The organism is Clostridioides sp. ES-S-0123-01, from assembly GCF_020658415.1.
In the GTDB taxonomy this organism is placed as follows: Bacteria; Bacillota; Clostridia; order Peptostreptococcales; family Peptostreptococcaceae; genus Clostridioides.
Map to the genome: position 1 here is coordinate 387,868 of NZ_JACVWD010000004.1, position 16,770 is coordinate 404,637.

Annotated in this window: 12 protein-coding genes and 1 riboswitch; of the genes, 10 read left to right on the forward strand and 2 right to left on the reverse strand. The window is 28.4% G+C overall.

The window, feature by feature from the left end; translation table 11 throughout:
* Positions 1–55: 55 nt before the first annotated feature.
* Positions 56–1,555 carry an IMP dehydrogenase gene (locus IC175_RS11700; protein WP_227432699.1) on the reverse strand — a complete coding sequence of 500 codons (1,500 nt, stop codon included), beginning with the start codon at positions 1,553–1,555 and terminating at the stop codon, positions 56–58.
* Between the two features lie 539 nt (positions 1,556–2,094).
* On the opposite strand from IC175_RS11700, the gene IC175_RS11705 reads away from it, so the two are divergent.
* The 7 genes from IC175_RS11705 to IC175_RS11735 all read left to right on the forward strand — a co-directional run bounded on the left by IC175_RS11705 (position 2,095) and on the right by IC175_RS11735 (position 12,042).
* Positions 2,095–3,516, forward strand: coding sequence for a PTS mannitol transporter subunit IICB (locus IC175_RS11705; RefSeq protein WP_227432700.1), 1,422 nt, complete (start codon positions 2,095–2,097; stop codon positions 3,514–3,516).
* 26 nt (positions 3,517–3,542) lie between these two features.
* The gene (locus tag IC175_RS11710) at positions 3,543–5,681 is read left to right on the forward strand and encodes a BglG family transcription antiterminator (RefSeq protein ID WP_227432701.1); all 2,139 of its coding nucleotides are present in this window, start codon (positions 3,543–3,545) and stop codon (positions 5,679–5,681) included.
* A gap of 31 nt (positions 5,682–5,712) precedes the next feature.
* Entirely contained in the window at positions 5,713–6,135 is a 423-nt protein-coding gene (locus IC175_RS11715) for a PTS sugar transporter subunit IIA (protein WP_227432702.1), read from the forward strand.
* A gap of 18 nt (positions 6,136–6,153) precedes the next feature.
* Complete coding sequence (locus IC175_RS11720) at positions 6,154–7,305, forward strand: mannitol-1-phosphate 5-dehydrogenase (protein WP_227845636.1); 1,152 nt, start codon at positions 6,154–6,156, stop codon at positions 7,303–7,305.
* Positions 7,306–7,411: 106 nt separating this feature from the next.
* Positions 7,412–7,513: riboswitch (purine riboswitch) on the forward strand.
* Between the two features lie 187 nt (positions 7,514–7,700).
* A complete protein-coding gene (locus IC175_RS11725; protein ID WP_227432704.1) occupies positions 7,701–8,273 on the forward strand; it encodes a xanthine phosphoribosyltransferase in 573 nt (190 codons plus the stop codon).
* A gap of 57 nt (positions 8,274–8,330) precedes the next feature.
* Positions 8,331–8,981, forward strand: a complete 651-nt coding sequence (gene fsa, locus IC175_RS11730; protein WP_227432705.1) for a fructose-6-phosphate aldolase — start codon at positions 8,331–8,333, stop codon at positions 8,979–8,981.
* A 136-nt stretch (positions 8,982–9,117) separates the two neighbouring features.
* A complete protein-coding gene (locus IC175_RS11735; protein ID WP_227851537.1) occupies positions 9,118–12,042 on the forward strand; it encodes a sigma 54-interacting transcriptional regulator in 2,925 nt (974 codons plus the stop codon).
* A 611-nt stretch (positions 12,043–12,653) separates the two neighbouring features.
* On the opposite strand, the gene IC175_RS11740 is transcribed toward IC175_RS11735, so the two are convergent.
* The gene (locus IC175_RS11740; protein ID WP_227851538.1) at positions 12,654–14,132 is read right to left on the reverse strand and encodes an arylsulfotransferase family protein; all 1,479 of its coding nucleotides are present in this window, start codon (positions 14,130–14,132) and stop codon (positions 12,654–12,656) included.
* A 487-nt stretch (positions 14,133–14,619) separates the two neighbouring features.
* Here IC175_RS11740 and IC175_RS11745 point away from each other — a divergent pair, with 487 nt between their 5' ends.
* From IC175_RS11745 to IC175_RS11755, 3 genes are all read left to right on the forward strand, one after another.
* Positions 14,620–15,078, forward strand: a complete 459-nt coding sequence (locus tag IC175_RS11745; protein WP_227851539.1) for a PTS sugar transporter subunit IIA — start codon at positions 14,620–14,622, stop codon at positions 15,076–15,078.
* Positions 15,079–15,145: 67 nt separating this feature from the next.
* On the forward strand, positions 15,146–15,421 hold the full coding sequence (locus IC175_RS11750; protein WP_021385190.1) for a PTS sugar transporter subunit IIB: 276 nt from the start codon (positions 15,146–15,148) through the stop codon (positions 15,419–15,421).
* Between the two features lie 57 nt (positions 15,422–15,478).
* Complete coding sequence (locus IC175_RS11755) at positions 15,479–16,753, forward strand: PTS galactitol transporter subunit IIC (protein WP_227482790.1); 1,275 nt, start codon at positions 15,479–15,481, stop codon at positions 16,751–16,753.
* Positions 16,754–16,770 lie beyond the last annotated feature (17 nt).

Sequence of the window (16,770 nt, forward strand, 5' to 3'; positions counted from 1 at the left end):
TATATTAAAATAAAAAGTGTAGTTGATTTTACAATTAACTACACTTTTGTTTATATTATAAGTTTCTGTTATCTTTTAGCATAACATCATGAGCTCCACCTTCAACGATACTAGTAGAAGATACAAGTGTTAGCTTAGCATTTTTTTGAAGTTCAGGGATACTAAGAGCACCACAGTTGCACATAGTAGAACGAACCTTACTTAGAGAAAGTGTCACATTGTCTTTTAAAGAACCAGCATAAGGAACATAAGAGTCAACACCTTCTTCAAAAGAAAGTTTCTTATCTCCACCAAGGTCATATCTTTGCCAGTTTCTAGCACGTGCAGAACCTTCTCCCCAATACTCTTTCATGTAACTACCATTTATATTAACCTTATTAGTTGGACTCTCATCAAAACGAGAGAAATATCTACCAAGCATTATAAAATCAGCACCCATAGCTAAGGCTAAAGTTATATGATGGTCATAAACAATACCACCATCAGAACAAATTGGAATGTAAATACCTGTTTTTTCAAAGTATTCATCTCTAGCTTGAGCAACTTCAATTATAGAAGTAGCTTGTCCACGTCCTATACCTTTTTGTTCACGAGTGATACATATAGAACCACCACCAATACCAACTTTAACGAAGTCAGCACCAGCTTCAGCAAGGTAAAGGAATCCTTCACGGTCAACTACATTCCCAGCTCCAACCTTAACTGTATCACCGTATTTTTCACGAATAAAATCAAGAGTTATTTTTTGCCACTCAGAAAAACCTTCTGAAGAGTCTATACATAAAACATCAGCACCAGCTTCAACTAAAGCAGGAACACGCTCAGCAAAGTCTCTAGTATTGATACCAGCTCCAACTACATATCTTTTAGAAGAATCTAAAAGTTCAAGTGGATTTTCTTTATGAGAAGAGTAATCTTTACGGAATACCATATATACAAGATTACCATTGTCATCAAGTACAGGAAGAGAATTAAGCTTATGGTCCCATATAATATTGTTTGCTTCTTTTAAAGTAACATCTTTGTTAGCATAAACTATGGACGACATAGGAGTCATAAACTCACTAACTTTAGTGTCTAAGTCCATACGACTTATACGATAATCACGACTTGCAACAATACCTAATAATTTACCAGTTGAAGTACCATCTTCAGTAACTGCAACCGTAGAATGACCAGTTCTCTCTTTTAGTTCAAGTATGTCTTTTAATGTATTGTCAGGTTTAATATTTGAATCACTCACAACAAATCCAGCTTTATGAGATTTAACACGTGCTACCATAGCAGCTTCACTTTCAATAGATTGAGAACCATATATAAATGAGATGCCACCTTCTTTAGCAAGTGCAATAGCCATCTTGTCATCAGAAACAGATTGCATAATAGCAGAAGTTAAAGGTATATTCATATGAATATCTGCTTCCTCGCCCTTTTTAAATTTAGTAACAGGTGTTTTTAAACTTACATTAGCAGGTATACAGTCAGTAGAAGAGAAACCTGGTACAAGTAGGTATTCACTGAAAGTATGTGATGGTGTATCAAAATAAAACGCCATTTTTTAATCACTCCTTATATTTTTATACTTTATTATAATTGATAGTATTAATTATAACTTATTCTTTAATTTTATTAAAGTATTTTGTCAGATATTGAGATTTTTGAAAAATTTAAACTATTTTAACTGAATCTGTTTAATATATGTTGCTTTATACAATCAAACTGTATATTAAATAATGTTTTATTTAAGGTGGTAGCTAATTTGAAGTTAATTCTTATTATATAATATCTTACATTATGTCTATATACTCCTGTTGTTAATATTAAGTATATAGTATTTTTTATTGAAAGTATAAGTCAATTAAATCTATATTAGTATGTCCAAAAGTGTCTCTAAAAAATTTATTTCATTAAATTCTTAATTTAAAATACTACATAAATAAAATTAAACAAAAACTAAAGTGACAAATGTCATTATCTTAAGTGACATAGAAACGATTTCTTAAAGTTGTTACTATAAAATATAAACTCTATAATAAAAGTATAACAAAAGGGAATCATATCGATATAGAATATAATTCAAATGGAGGTAAAATTATGAGCAGTTCTAATCAATCGACAATAAAGACATCTATACAGCGAGTAGGAAAGTTTTTAAGTGGGATGGTAATGCCAAATATAGGAGCTTTTATAGCATGGGGTCTTATAACAGCATTATTTATACCAACAGGGTGGATGCCAAATGAAAAATTAAGTACTATAGGCGATCCGATGATAAAATATCTTTTACCACTATTGATAGCATATACTGGTGGTAAAGCTATAGCAGGGCAAAGAGGCGGAGTAATAGGTGCAGCAGCAGCGATGGGAGTAATCGTTGGAGCTGATATACCAATGTTTATTGGAGCAATGATAATGGGACCATTTGCAGGATGGGTAATCAAGAAGTTTGATAAACTTGTAGATGGTAAAATACCAACAGGATTTGAGATGTTAGTAAATAACTTTTCAATAGGTATAATAGGTATGCTTCTTGCAATATTAGGTTTTTATGCAATTGGACCAGCTATAGTAGCAGGTACAGCTCTTATAGAATCAGGAGTGCAATTTATAGTTAGCAAAAGTTTATTACCTTTAGTTTCGGTATTTATAGAGCCTGGAAAGGTACTGTTCTTAAACAATGCAATAAATCATGGTATATTAGGTCCTATAGGTATAGCTGAAGCAAAAGAAGCAGGTAAATCTATAATGTTCTTATTAGAAAGTAACCCTGGACCAGGTTTAGGTGTTCTATTAGCATATTGGATGTTTAGTAGAGGAAGTGTAAAACAATCAGCACCAGGAGCAGTAATAATACATTTCCTTGGTGGTATCCATGAAATTTACTTCCCATATATATTAATGAATCCAGTTTTAATATTAGCTACAATGGCAGGTGGAGCAGCAGGAATATTAACTTTTTCAATATTAGGAGCTGGACTTGTAGCAGCACCATCACCAGGAAGTATATTTGCACTTATGGCACTAGCACCAAAAGGAGGATTACTTCCAGTATTAGCAGGGGTTGCAGTTGCGACAGTTGTATCATTCTTAGTGGCAGCACCATTTGTTAAGAGAGCTTCAGCAAACCAAAGTGAAGAAGATGGTACTTTAGAAGAAGCTAAAGCAAAGATGAGTGATATGAAATCTGCAAGCAAAAGTTCAGAACAAAAAGTTAAAGAAAAGCAACTTGAATTAAATGAAATTAAGAAGATTGTATTTGCATGTGATGCAGGAATGGGTTCTAGTGCAATGGGAGCTTCTAGATTTAAAAATAGAATAAAAAACTTGAATTTAGATATAGAAATTACAAATTCATCTGTTGATAATCTTCCAGATGATACACAAATAGTAGTAACTCACAACACATTAGTTGAAAGAGTTGCCAAAAACAATTCAAATGTTGAGATAGTATCAATAAATAACTTTTTAAATGACCCCAATTTAGATATACTGTTTAAAAGATTAGAATCTAAATAAAAAATAAAAAGTACCACTGATTAGGAGTGGATAATTTGAAAAAAAAGAAGATTACATCTAGACAAAAAAAGATAATACTCATGATAGTAGAAAATTCTAAAAAAAATATTCCAATAACTGTTTCTGAAATTGCAGGAGAGTTAGAGTTAAGTTCAAGAACTGTACTTAGAGATATGTCAGGAATTGAAAAATGGTTTGATGAAAATGATTTTAATTTTGTAAAAAAACCAGGTGTAGGTTTGATTTTAGAAGAGAATACAGAAAATCAAAATTTTATAATTGAGTTGTTAGAAGAGGAAAAAATAGAAAAAGAATATAACAAAGAAGAAAGAAACTTAATTATATTATCAAAGCTACTAGTTTCTAATGAGCCAGTAAAATCTTACTACTTTGCAAAAATATTAAAGGTATCTGAAGGAGTACTAAATAATGATTTTGCACTAGCAAGTGAATGGTTAGAAAGATTTGATATTGAGCTTATTAGAAAACCAGGGCTTGGTGTGTATCTCAAAGGTCAGGAAAAAAACTTTAGAGAAGCATATGTAAACCTTATATATGACTCATTTAATGAAAAAGAAATATTGGATATGGTCAGAAATATAAGTGAGAATATACAAACTGATAAAGCAATAGAGATTTTAAGTGAAAATAGACTTTTAAATTTAATGGACAAGTGCATAATAAGAAAAGTTGAAAGTACATTAACAAAGAAGCTTTCAGAGTTAGATGTAAATTTAGCTGATAGTGCATATATAGGGCTTGTAGTTCATATTTCATTAGCTTTACAGAGGATAAAAAATGGTGAAAATATAACTATGGAGAAAGATTTTCTAAAGGAATTATCTTTAACCGAAGAGTTTAAATTAGCTCAGGAAATCGTAAAAGGTATGGCAGTTGATTTTAGTATGGATATACCATTAGATGAAGTTGGATATATAACTATGCACATTAGAGGTGCAAAGCAAAGGTCATCTTCAAGTCATAAAGAGTTAAACTTAGATGACATAGAAGTAATGGACATTACAAATAAAATGATAGATTTGGCAGAAGATGAATTTAAGATAAGTCTTAAAAATGATGAAAGATTATTTAAAGACCTAGCAAACCATCTGGGACCTTCCATAAACAGATTGAATATGGGACTAGAAATAAGAAATCCCCTTTTAGATGAAATAAAAACTAAGTATTCATATGCTTATAATGGAGTCGAAAAGGTTTCTAAAGTCATAAAAGATAAGCTAAATATAAATTCAATACCTGAATCTGAAATAGGATATATTGCAATGCATTTTGCATCAGCCATAGAAAAAAATCTAATGATGCATGCTAATATAAATATTGTTGTAGCATGTCCTACTGGAATAGGAACTTCAAGGTTTTTATCGACTAAAATTGAAAATAAATTTCCAAATCTAAATATACTTGAAACTATTTCAGCTATAAACATAGATGAGGAATATTTAAAAGAAAAAGAAGTCGATTTAATTGTATCTACAGTAGAATTAAATACAAACTTAGATTATATATGTGTAGGTCCATTTATGAGTTCAGATGATGAGCTGATAATCAAAGAAAAAATAAAGTCTATAGCTCAAAACAAATTAATGGATTTAAAAGTAAAAGATGATACTAAAAATAAAAATAAAGTATATGAACAGATAACAGAAAGTATGAACATAGGAAGAGATATTCTTCAGTTTTTAGATGAAATTCAATTTAAAAAATTTAAAAGTAAAAACTTAGATGAACTTATTATGGATTCATCAAAAATATTTGTAAAATCTAGTGAAGATGTAATATCTATAAAAGAATCATTAGAAGAAAGATTAAAAATATCAATTCCATATATAGAAGAATCAAGGATTTTATTATTACACTGTATGAGTGAAAGAATAGATATTATGAAGTTAGCAATAATAAGATTAGAAAATAACATAAAGCTAAATTCTAAGGAAGAAATTGAGAATGTGGTTTTTATGTTACTTCCTAAAGATTCACCAAATTATCAAAGACAAATAATGAGTGAAGTAAGTGGCTCATTAATAGATAATTTTGTTTTTACTAATAAAATAAACAAATTTTCTATACAAGAGATGACATTAGAAATAAAAGATATAGTTTTTAATTTTTATACAAATAAATTAAAAACATTAATAGATAAATAAAATTTACATTAAAAAAAGGAAGGTTGATATTATGAGTAAAGTATTAAATGAGAATAATATATTTTTAGGATTAGATAGTGTTTCAAAGGAAGAAGCTATAACTTTAGCAGGAAGAAAACTATTTGAAAATGGATATGTAAAAGAAGAATATATACCAGCAATGTTGGAAAGAGAAAAGGTAATGACTACATACATGGGCATGGGTGTTGCTATTCCACATGGTGTAAATGAAGCGAAAAAAGAAATATTATCTTCTGGAATAGTTATACTACAATTCCCTAATGGTATAGATTTTGATGGAGAAAAGGCATATTTATTAATAGGAATAGCTGGTGTTGGAGATGAGCATTTAGAGATACTATCTAATATAGCAATAGTTTTAGATGATGATTTAACAGAGAGACTAAAAAATTCAAATGACAAACAAGCTTTTATGGAAGCTTTTGCCAACTAATCTTAGGAGGAACTTAAAATGAAAAAGGCAATCCAATTTGGAGCAGGAAATATTGGAAGAGGATTTATTGGAGGTTTGTTAGTTAAGTCAGGTTATCATGTTGTATTTGCTGATGTTAATGAAGAAATATTAAATTCAATAAATAAAGATAAAAAATATACTATACACATAAGAGATGTAGAATGTGTAGATGAGATAATTGACAATATAAGTGCAGTTTCATCTATAAAAGAAGAAATAATAGATGAGATTGTAGAAGCTGAAATAATAACTACAGCAGTTGGCCCTTTGGTTTTAACTAAAATAGCCCCTACAATTGCTAGAGGTATAAAAACTAGAAAAGAAAAAGGATTAAGAAATAATTTAAATATAATAGCTTGTGAAAATGCAATATATGCAAGTTCTTCTTTAAAAGAGGAAATACTTAAGTGTCTAAATAAAGAAGAAGAAGACTATTTAGAGAGCTATATTGGTTTCCCTAACTGTTCAGTTGACAGAATAGTTCCTCCTGGTAAAAATGAGAATCCTCTTGATGTAACTGTTGAAAATTTTTATGAGTGGAATGTTGAAAAGCAAGGATTTAAAGGAGAAATACCTAATATAGTTGGAATGAATTTAGCTGATAACCTTATGGCTTATATAGAACGTAAGTTATTTACACTAAATACAGGCCATGCTATAACTGCTTATATAGGGTACTTAAAGGGATACAAAACAATAGAAGAAAGTATAAATGATGAATATATTTGCAATATAGTGAAAAATGCAATGACAGAAAGTGGAGAAGGATTAATTAAAAAATATAATTTTGATTCAGAAGCACATTATAAATATATTGATAAGATTTTAAATAGATTTAAAAATCCATATCTTAATGATGATGTAGTCAGAGTTGGAAGAGAGCCACTTAGAAAATTAAGTGATAAAGATAGATTGATTAAACCTCTAATGACTGCAAAATCATATGGCTTAACAGTTGATAACTTAATTCTTGGAATAGGTGCAGCACTTCATTATAACAATAGTGAAGATGCTCAAAGTGTAGAATTACAAGAACTAATAAAGTCTAATGGAGTAAAAAAAGCTATTGCTAAAATAGCTAATATAAACAAGGATGAAGTACTTCTAGATAATATAGAAAAAAGTTATATCTTTATGGAAAATCTATAAGTTTACTTAAAAAGGTTGAATTTTGTCAAGTAACTAGTGAATGTTTTATTCTACACAGTTTGAATTATTTGTTGAATAATAGAGAATTATAATATATAATTAAAAAGAATAAATTAATATGTTTACCTGTATACTTTTGATAATATGGTTCAAATGTTTCTACTAAGCTACCAATAATAGCTTAACTACAGGAGTGAAGATGATATAGTTTATACTTATTTTAAATTATATATTAAGTTGGTTACTTTGAATTTTAAGCTCCTGTCTATGATATAGACAGGAGCTTTTTTAGTATTCTAAGATAAAATACAAGCAATGTAGAGAGTAAAATTAAAGAGAATATAATTTTTTTTATTAAGATTAATATAATTTAGAAAGGTTTAGGTGGGAGTACAATGAAGGCTTTAGAGGAAAAGATATTAAGAGAAGGTAGTGTTTCAGGAAATGATATACTAAAAGTCGATAGTTTTTTAAATCATCAAATTGATGTAGCTTTTTTAAATGAAATAGGAAAAGAATTTAAAGAGAGATTTAGTGGAGAAAAGGTAGATAAAATATTTACAATAGAGGCTTCAGGAATAGCTATAGCATCAATTGTTTCACAATACTTTGACAATGCACCTGTAGTTTTTGCGAAAAAATCAGAATCTAAAAACTTAGATACTGATGTGTATGAAACTAATGTATATTCATTTACTAAGGCAAAAGAATATGCAGTAAAAGTTTCTAAAAAGTATATAAACGAAGGTGAAAACATATTGGTAGTAGATGATTTTTTAGCTAATGGAAGAGCCGCTCTTGGTCTTAAAGATTTAATTGAACAAGCAAATGCAAACTTAGTTGGAGTAGGGATTGTTATTGAAAAAGGATTCCAAGCTGGAGGAGCACTTTTAAAGGCCAATGATGTAAGATTAGAATCTTTAGCAGTAGTTGAATCTATAGATAATGGAACTGTAAAATTTAGATAATTTATGATATTATATACTTGTGTTTAGCACATATTCTAATTATGGAGGATTTTTTAAATGAGATTTTTTATAGACACAGCTAATATTGAAGAAATAAAGGAAGCAAATGATTTAGGTGTAATATGTGGAGTTACTACAAATCCATCTCTAATAGCTAAAGAAGGTAGAGATTTTATAGAAGTAGTTAAGGAAATCAGTGAGATAGTAGATGGACCAATAAGTGCAGAAGTAATAAGTTTAGAGCACAAGGGTATGATAGAAGAAGCAGAAAAATTATCTAAGATACATAAAAATATAGTTATAAAAATACCTATGACAGCAGAAGGTTTAAAGGCAGTAAAAGTATTATCTAGTAAAGGTATAAAAACTAATGTTACACTTATATTCTCTGCTGGGCAAGCTCTTTTAGCTGCTAGAGCTGGAGCTACATATGTAAGTCCTTTTGTTGGAAGATTAGACGATATATCACAAAATGGTCTTGATTTAATTGAAGAAATTGTTGACATCTTCAGTGTAAATAGTATTGAGTCTCAAATAATAGTTGCTAGTGTTAGAAATCCAATACATGTTTTACAAGCTGCTAGAATGGGAGCTGATATAGCAACAGTTCCTCTTAAAGTTATAAACCAAATGATTAAGCATCCTTTGACAGACAAAGGAATAGATAGCTTTATGAAGGATTGGGAAGGTGCTTCTTTAAAATTATAATCATATAGTTATGGTTATAATTTTAATAGAAGTTCTTATGGAAATTCTAAGTAATAAGGCTAGGCTATTTTGCCTAGTCTTATTTTGGTGTATAATATATTGAAATAAACTAAAATTTAAAGTAAGGAGGCGAAATATGGATAAAATATTAAGAGAGATACAAAGAGAAGACAAGAAAAATCCATACACTGACCAAGAACTTGCTGAAATATTAAATGTAGCTAGGTCTGAAGTAATAGCGGTTAGAAAAAAGAATAATATTTTAGATTCAAGAGAAAGAAGAAAACAAATATTAATAAAGGATATATCTAAGATTGTAAATGAGAATCCTCAAATGTCTGAAAGAAAAATAACTGAAATTTTAACCGAAAATGGCTATAATATATCAAGAAGTGCAGTATCAAAATTACTAAAAGAAGAAAACTTAAGTCAATCGAAAGCTGAAATAAAAGATAAAGAACTAGTATCATCTGGAAAACATGTAAAAGTTAGTAAAGCTGTAGAAGAAGATGGGTTTGAAGAATTAATAGGTATAAAAGGCAGTTTGAAAGAAAAAGTAAACCTAGCTAAATCAGCAATAATGTATCCTCCTAATGGTCTTCATACTATAATATATGGAGAAACAGGTGTAGGTAAGAGTGAGTTAGCTACATGTATGTACAAATATGCTGTGAAAAATAATATCAAAGAAGAAAATAGTCCATTCATAGTATTTAACTGTGCAGATTATGCAGAAAATCCTAATCTATTGATAGCTCAGCTATTTGGAGTAGTAAAAGGTGCATACACAGGTGCAGATGCAAATAGAGAGGGTCTTGTAGAGCAAGCCAATAATGGAATTTTGTTTTTGGATGAAATTCATAGATTACCTGCTGCTGGTCAAGAAATATTATTTTCTTTAATAGATAGAGGTGAATTTAGGAGGTTAGGAGAGAGTAGTTCTAATAGAAAGGCAAATGTTCTCATAATAAGTGCTACAACAGAAAATCCAGATTCTAATTTACTTCAAACATTTAGAAGACGTATACCAATGGTAATAAACTTACCAAATATGAGTGAAAGACCAAAATCTGAAAGATATGAAATAATAATAAAATTCTTTGAAAGAGAAGCAAAAAGAGTAAATAAAAACTTTATAATAACTAAAGAAGTGATGTGTGCACTTATGAATTATAAATGTACTGGGAATATAGGACAGTTAAAGAGTGATATACAAGTAACTTGTGCTAGAGCTTTTAGTAAGGCAATATTTTCTAGTGACAAGGTAATTATAGATTTAGATAGCTTGAGAGATTATATAAAAAGTGGATATTATGATTGTAATTGTGAAGATGAAAAGTATTCTGAGTTTTCAGTTGAAGATATATATATAGATATTAGTGAATTAGTAAGTGGGAAAAATAGAATTTTGTCTGATAATGAGATAAGTGAAATATACAATTATGCAGAAAAAGAATTAAAAGTTCTAGAAAGTAAGTGTTTTTCAGAAGAAGAGTTAAAAAATGCATTTATAGAAAAGTTAGACAATAAATTTAATGCTATTAAAAACAATAAAAACTTGTCTGATAGAAGAAGTCGAATAGACTGGGGTGGACAGTTAAAAGAATCCACACTAGAGATAATGGACAAAGTAATTGTATTTATTAAAGAGCAGTTTAAGCATGTAAATCAGGGGCTGTATTTAGCTTTAGCAATTCATATTGAGCATGCTATAGATAGAATAAGAGATGGAAAAACTATAATAAATCCAAGTTTGGATAAGATAAAAGCATCAATGCCAATGGAATATGAATTATCCAGATATGTAATGGGAATAGTGGAAGATTTAACACAAGTTACATTCCCAGAGGATGAACTTGGATATTTAGCATATTATATAAATAAATTTTGTTACAATGAAGAAAGTATAAAAGATAAAGTAAAAGTAGTTATAGTTACGCATGGTAAAGTTGGAATTGAAATGTCTAATGTTGTAAATCACATTCTTGGTATAGAATGTACACTGGGTATAGAAATAGCACTTACAGATTCACCAGCAGAAGGAATAGAACATGTATTGGAGGAACTTAAAAAGATAGAAGCACAGAAAGGAATTTTGGTTCTAATTGATATGGGTTCTCTAGTAATCCTTGGTGATGAGGTTGAAAAAAGACTTGGTATTAGATGTAAGACTGTAAACAGGGTGGATACATTATTAGCAATGGAAGCAGGAAAATTGGCGACAATTGAAGGAAAAAGTTTAGATGGTATAATAGCAGATTTAAAGAAAAATAAAAATTATGCTATGGTAAATACGAATAAATTTAGTTATAGAAAAAATGAATATGGAAAGAAAAATGTAATTATTACATTATGTTTAAGTGGGGTAGGTACAGCTTTAAACTTAAAGGAACATATAGAAAAGCAAATTGAGGAATATGATGCTTCAATTGAAGTAAAGCCAATTGCTTTTTTAAATAATAATTTAGAAGATGAATTAAATGACATTGAAGCTGAATATAATATTATTGCTATTTGTGGCACAATTGATATAGATTATAAAAATGTACCTTTTATTTCTTATAATGAGGTACTTGGAAAAAATGGAATTAACAAGGTATTAGAACATTTAAATAATAAACAACCATCTTTGAGTAGCGATAATCAATTGGATAATTTAATACATGAAGATTTGATTTTATATGATTTTGAAGGAATCTCAAAGGAGTATATAATCGACACTCTTGTATCAAAGCTTGAAGAAGGTGGGTATGTAGATTCAAAATATATATTAAGTGTGTATAAAAGGGAAGCTATGGGAAGTGTTGTAATGGCTTCAAAAGTTGCTGTACCACATGGGCTTCCAGAAAATGTTATAAAACCAGCAATAGCTATAGCAAGATTAAATAAGCCCATAGTGTGGGATAATAAATTTATGGTAGATTTAGTGGTTTTATTAGCACTTAAAGAGAATAATAAAAAAGAAATACGAAGCTTATTTTCAAAGATTAATGACCAGCATACTTTGGAAATTTTATTAAATACTGAAGATAAAAATGAAATAAAAAAGATATTAAGTTGATTTTCAACATGAAAAATAATACAAAAAATTAAATAGAAAAATTTATTTTAGCACAAGTTTTAAGGTAAGTTTAATTGATAGATAGTTAATTGTTTAATATAAGGTTAATACCATAAGATTTATTTAATTTTATAGTGTTAGCCTTTTTATTTGTAGATAGCAAACATACAAAATAATAATAATTAGTGATTTTATTTTTTATAGACTTGTTATAAATTATTAAAAAGCAAATATATTGCTAAAATATAGGGCTTTTTTTATATTAATTTATGAAATTTTAGAATCATAAAGATTTGTATATGCAGATACTAAGAAAGAGCAGTAATAAAAGATGGAATATGTATTATAATAATTTATACATATACCAAATAAATAGAAATATCTAGTAGAATATAAGAAATTAAAAACAGTAGTCAGGAAAATATCAAATATGTTGGTGTTATAGTGATTTTCTAATATAAAAGCAGGTGTTATATCAACATAAAAGTTGGCACCTGCTTTTTATATTAAAACTAAGGAAAATAATAACCCTGCAAGTAGAAATAATAGATTTATTTTCCTTGCAAGATTTGTATTAATTAAAATTGATATTTTATTTTAAGATAAGTTTTTTATTGAATTTTATAGCATCTATACATACTTTCACCACTCTTAAAGGAGAATCTGAAATAAACTTTATCATTAGAAAAATCTTTTTCCATAGCTACTAAATCTTGCTTTTCTCCAGCCTTTCCACCAGTTCCAACTAAGAATACATCTTTTTCACTATCTATTTCTTGAACTGAACCCATATATTTGTAATAGTCATTTATGTCATATGAGCGATATTCAGTAACTTTTTTATTTTCTTCATCCAATTTTATTTTAATAACTCTTGTAGATTTATTTTTTACACCATTATCATATAAGGTTATATATCCATCATCTGTAATTCTAGCATTATGTTGTCTTGAGAATTTTTGATTATCTGTTAAATTGAACTCATCACCCAATCCTCCTAGGGTCCAAATAATTTCTCCTGTTTTTCTATCTAATTTAATAACTTCATCTAAATTTCTAAATGAGCAGATTAGATTTCCGTCCTTGGGGTCAATAGTCATAGAATTAAAATGTACATAGTCTAAAGATGTATCACTTTTTTCGCTAAAATTATTTTGTTCAACACTTTCTTTATATAGTTTTTCATGGTCAATACTTTCCCACTGCCATACAACTTTACCATCTTTTATTTCTTGTAGTACACTATTTACTACATAAGGTGAATTTCCTTTATTCAAGTTTGAAGGAATGTTTGTTGCCTTAGATTTTTGATAACTAGAAACGATATAGTGATTATCATTTATGTATATAAAGTCATGGTTTTCTAACTCAGTACCAGATTCTATGTTTTTATTTTTTTCCATAGTAATTTTATTTATTTCATTATAATTTTCATCTAATATAACAAGATATGTTGGTGAGTATCCAACAGAACTTATTCGTTTTGTTGAGTCTTTATCTTGAAGTAAATATCCATATCTAACTTTACCATCATCTGTAGTGATTTTTTTAAAATCAAAAGGATTTGATTCGACTTCCTTGTAAAAAACTATATTTCCTTTGTTATTTAATTTAAATACAAAATTATGTTCTTCATTGTGTGTAGTAAGATAATAATCACCATCATAAGGGCTATTTGCAGTAACAGTATACTTTGGAAAATCTTTTGAAAGAGAATTTATGTAATAATTTCTATATGAATTCTCACCACTATACATTACAGATATTTTTATTTTAGAAGAGCTACTGATTTCTTTCAATTTAAAAGCTGATTTATCATTTACATTAATTTCTTTATCATCTATTTTGACACTGTTTACACTTTTAGAGTTTTTTATTGTTATACTATTTTGATTTGTTGAATTAAGTTGCTTTACGTTTTGACTATTAAAAATTCCCTCTTTAGATAGTGTTACATCATAACCATTTACAGTTATAGTAAGTGTTTTTTTCGACTTACTTTGAGATGCAAAGACTTGCTTTGCGAAAACACCAGAAACAAATAAAATACTACATAAAAATACTATCTTTAATAAATTTTTTCTTTTCATTCTTATCTCCTTTTCATATTAAGTTTTATATATTTTCATATTGATTTTATTATATAAATAAAAACATACTATGAATTTAATTATGCGTAACGTGAATTTTGCTAGACAATTATATGAAAATTCATTCACACTGAAATAATTAAACAATAAATACGAAAATTAAGGTTGTTTAGATTGAATAATTTTATAAAATAGCTAAGAAACAGAAAAAACCACCCATAAAAAATAAAAAAACCATTTCTATAACAAAAAAAACCACGAAAATATAAAAATATATGGATAGTTAAGTGCTTAACAAGTGAAAATTAAAATAAAAATTAAAAAAAATTTATCTATGAAAGTCGGCTAAAATCCTGCAATTGAACATTATTTCAAGGAAAACATTTTCTTTTATTTCACAAAAAAAGCCACTTTTTGGCACGGCATATGCTTTATATAAAGACAAGAAAAACAAGATATGAGATAAGAGCAATTAGGAGGTGCAAATATGGAGTTTATAAATTTTGTAAGTGATAAAGTTATAAACCTTAAAATGGATTGTAAAACAAAAGAAGATTTCTTTAAGGAAATACATAATAAAGTTTTTGAATTAGACTTTGTAAAAGAAGAATTTGGAGAAAAAATACTAGGGAGAGAAAATGTATTTCCAACAGGTTTAAACTTAGGTGATTATGGAGTAGCTATACCACATACAGATGCAGAATATATTAAAGAACAATTTATAGCAGTCTGTACTTTTAATGAACCAGTAGTATTTAGTTCTATGGAAGACCAAAATGAAAAAGTACCTGTAAATTTAGCTTTCGTTTTGGGGCTTAATCAACCACACAGTCAATTGTCTGTATTAACAGAATTGATGGGGATTATGCAAAATAAAGAATTAGTTGAGAAGCTAATGGATTCTACTGACAAAGAAGAAGTTTTAAAGACAATAAAGTCTTTATAAAAAATAAAAGAATAAAAGATACTAACAATAAAAATAAGAAAATAAAAATTATTAGGAGGAAATAAAAATGAAAAAAATATTAGTAGCATGTGGAGCAGGAATAGCAACATCAACAGTAGTTTGTGATAAGGTAGAAAGATTAGTTAAAGAAAATAATATACAAGCAGAAGTTATACAATGCAAAATAGCTGAATGTGCAACAAAGCAAGATGGAGCAGATTTAATAGTATCAACAACTATATTACCAACAACTTATAATATACCAGCAATAAAAGCAACAGCATATATAACTGGAGTTAATACAGCAGCATTAGATAAAAAAATATTAGATGCTTTAAAATAATCCTATCATAAATAAATTGAAATCATATTAAAAAAACAGAAAAAGGAGGATTTATAAATGGATAAATTATTAGCAGTAGTACAGTACATTTTAAACATGGGACCAACAGTAATACTACCAATAACAATTGTAGTCTTAGGAATGATATTTAGAATTAAATTTACAAAAGCTTTAAAATCAGGTCTTACAATTGGTATAGGGTTTGTGGGTATAAACTTAGTTGTAAACCTATTAACTTCAACACTAGGGCCAGCAGCTCAAGGAATGGTTGAGAGATTTGGACTTAATTTAACAGTAATAGATGTTGGTTGGCCAACAACAGCATCAGCAACATGGGCTTCACCAGTTGCACCAATATTAATACCAGTTTGTTTATTAGTAAACTTGCTATTATTATACTTCAATAAAACAAAGATATTAAACGTTGATATATGGAATTATTGGCACTTTATAGTAGCAGGTGCAGTTGGATATATAGTAACAGGAAGTTATATCTGGGCTATATTCTGTGCAATATTAATGGAATTATTAGTACTATTTATTGCAGAAAAAACAGCCAAGAATGTTCAGGAGTTTTATGATTTAGAAGGTATAGCATTACCAACTGGTTCAACAGCTTCATTTGCTCCACTTGGATATTTAGTAGGTAAATTTGTTGAAAAAATACCAGGAATAAATAAAATACAAGCAGACCCAGATTCTATACAAAAAAAATTCGGTATATTTGGTGAACCAATGATGATGGGTATTATACTAGGGATAATACTTGGAGCTCTTGCTGGATATGATGTAGCAGGAATATTCAATGTAGGTATATCAATGGGTGCAGTAATGTTACTTATGCCTAGAATGGTTAGAATATTAATGGAAGGTTTAATTCCAATTTCAGAATCAATAAGAGATTTCTTACAAGCAAAATATGGAGATAGAGAACTTTATATAGGCCTAGATGCAGCAGTAGCAACTGGACATCCAGCAGTTATATCAACAGCTCTTATACTTGTTCCTATAACTCTATTCTTAGCAGTTATATTACCAGGAAATAAAGTTTTACCATTTGGTGACTTAGCAACAATACCATTCTATATGGCATTTATAGTATGTTTTAGAAAAGGTAATATAGTTCAATCAGTTATAACAGGAACTATAGTAATAGCTATATCACTTTATATGGCTACAAATTTTGCAGATGTTCATACGCAATTATTACAACAAGCAAATATGATGCCAGAAGGAACAACAATGGTTACAAGTATAGATACAGGTGGTAACTTACTAAAATGGGGAATATTGAAATTATCTCAATTAGTTTCTTCACTTGGAATATTCTAATATTTAGTTAATAGAGA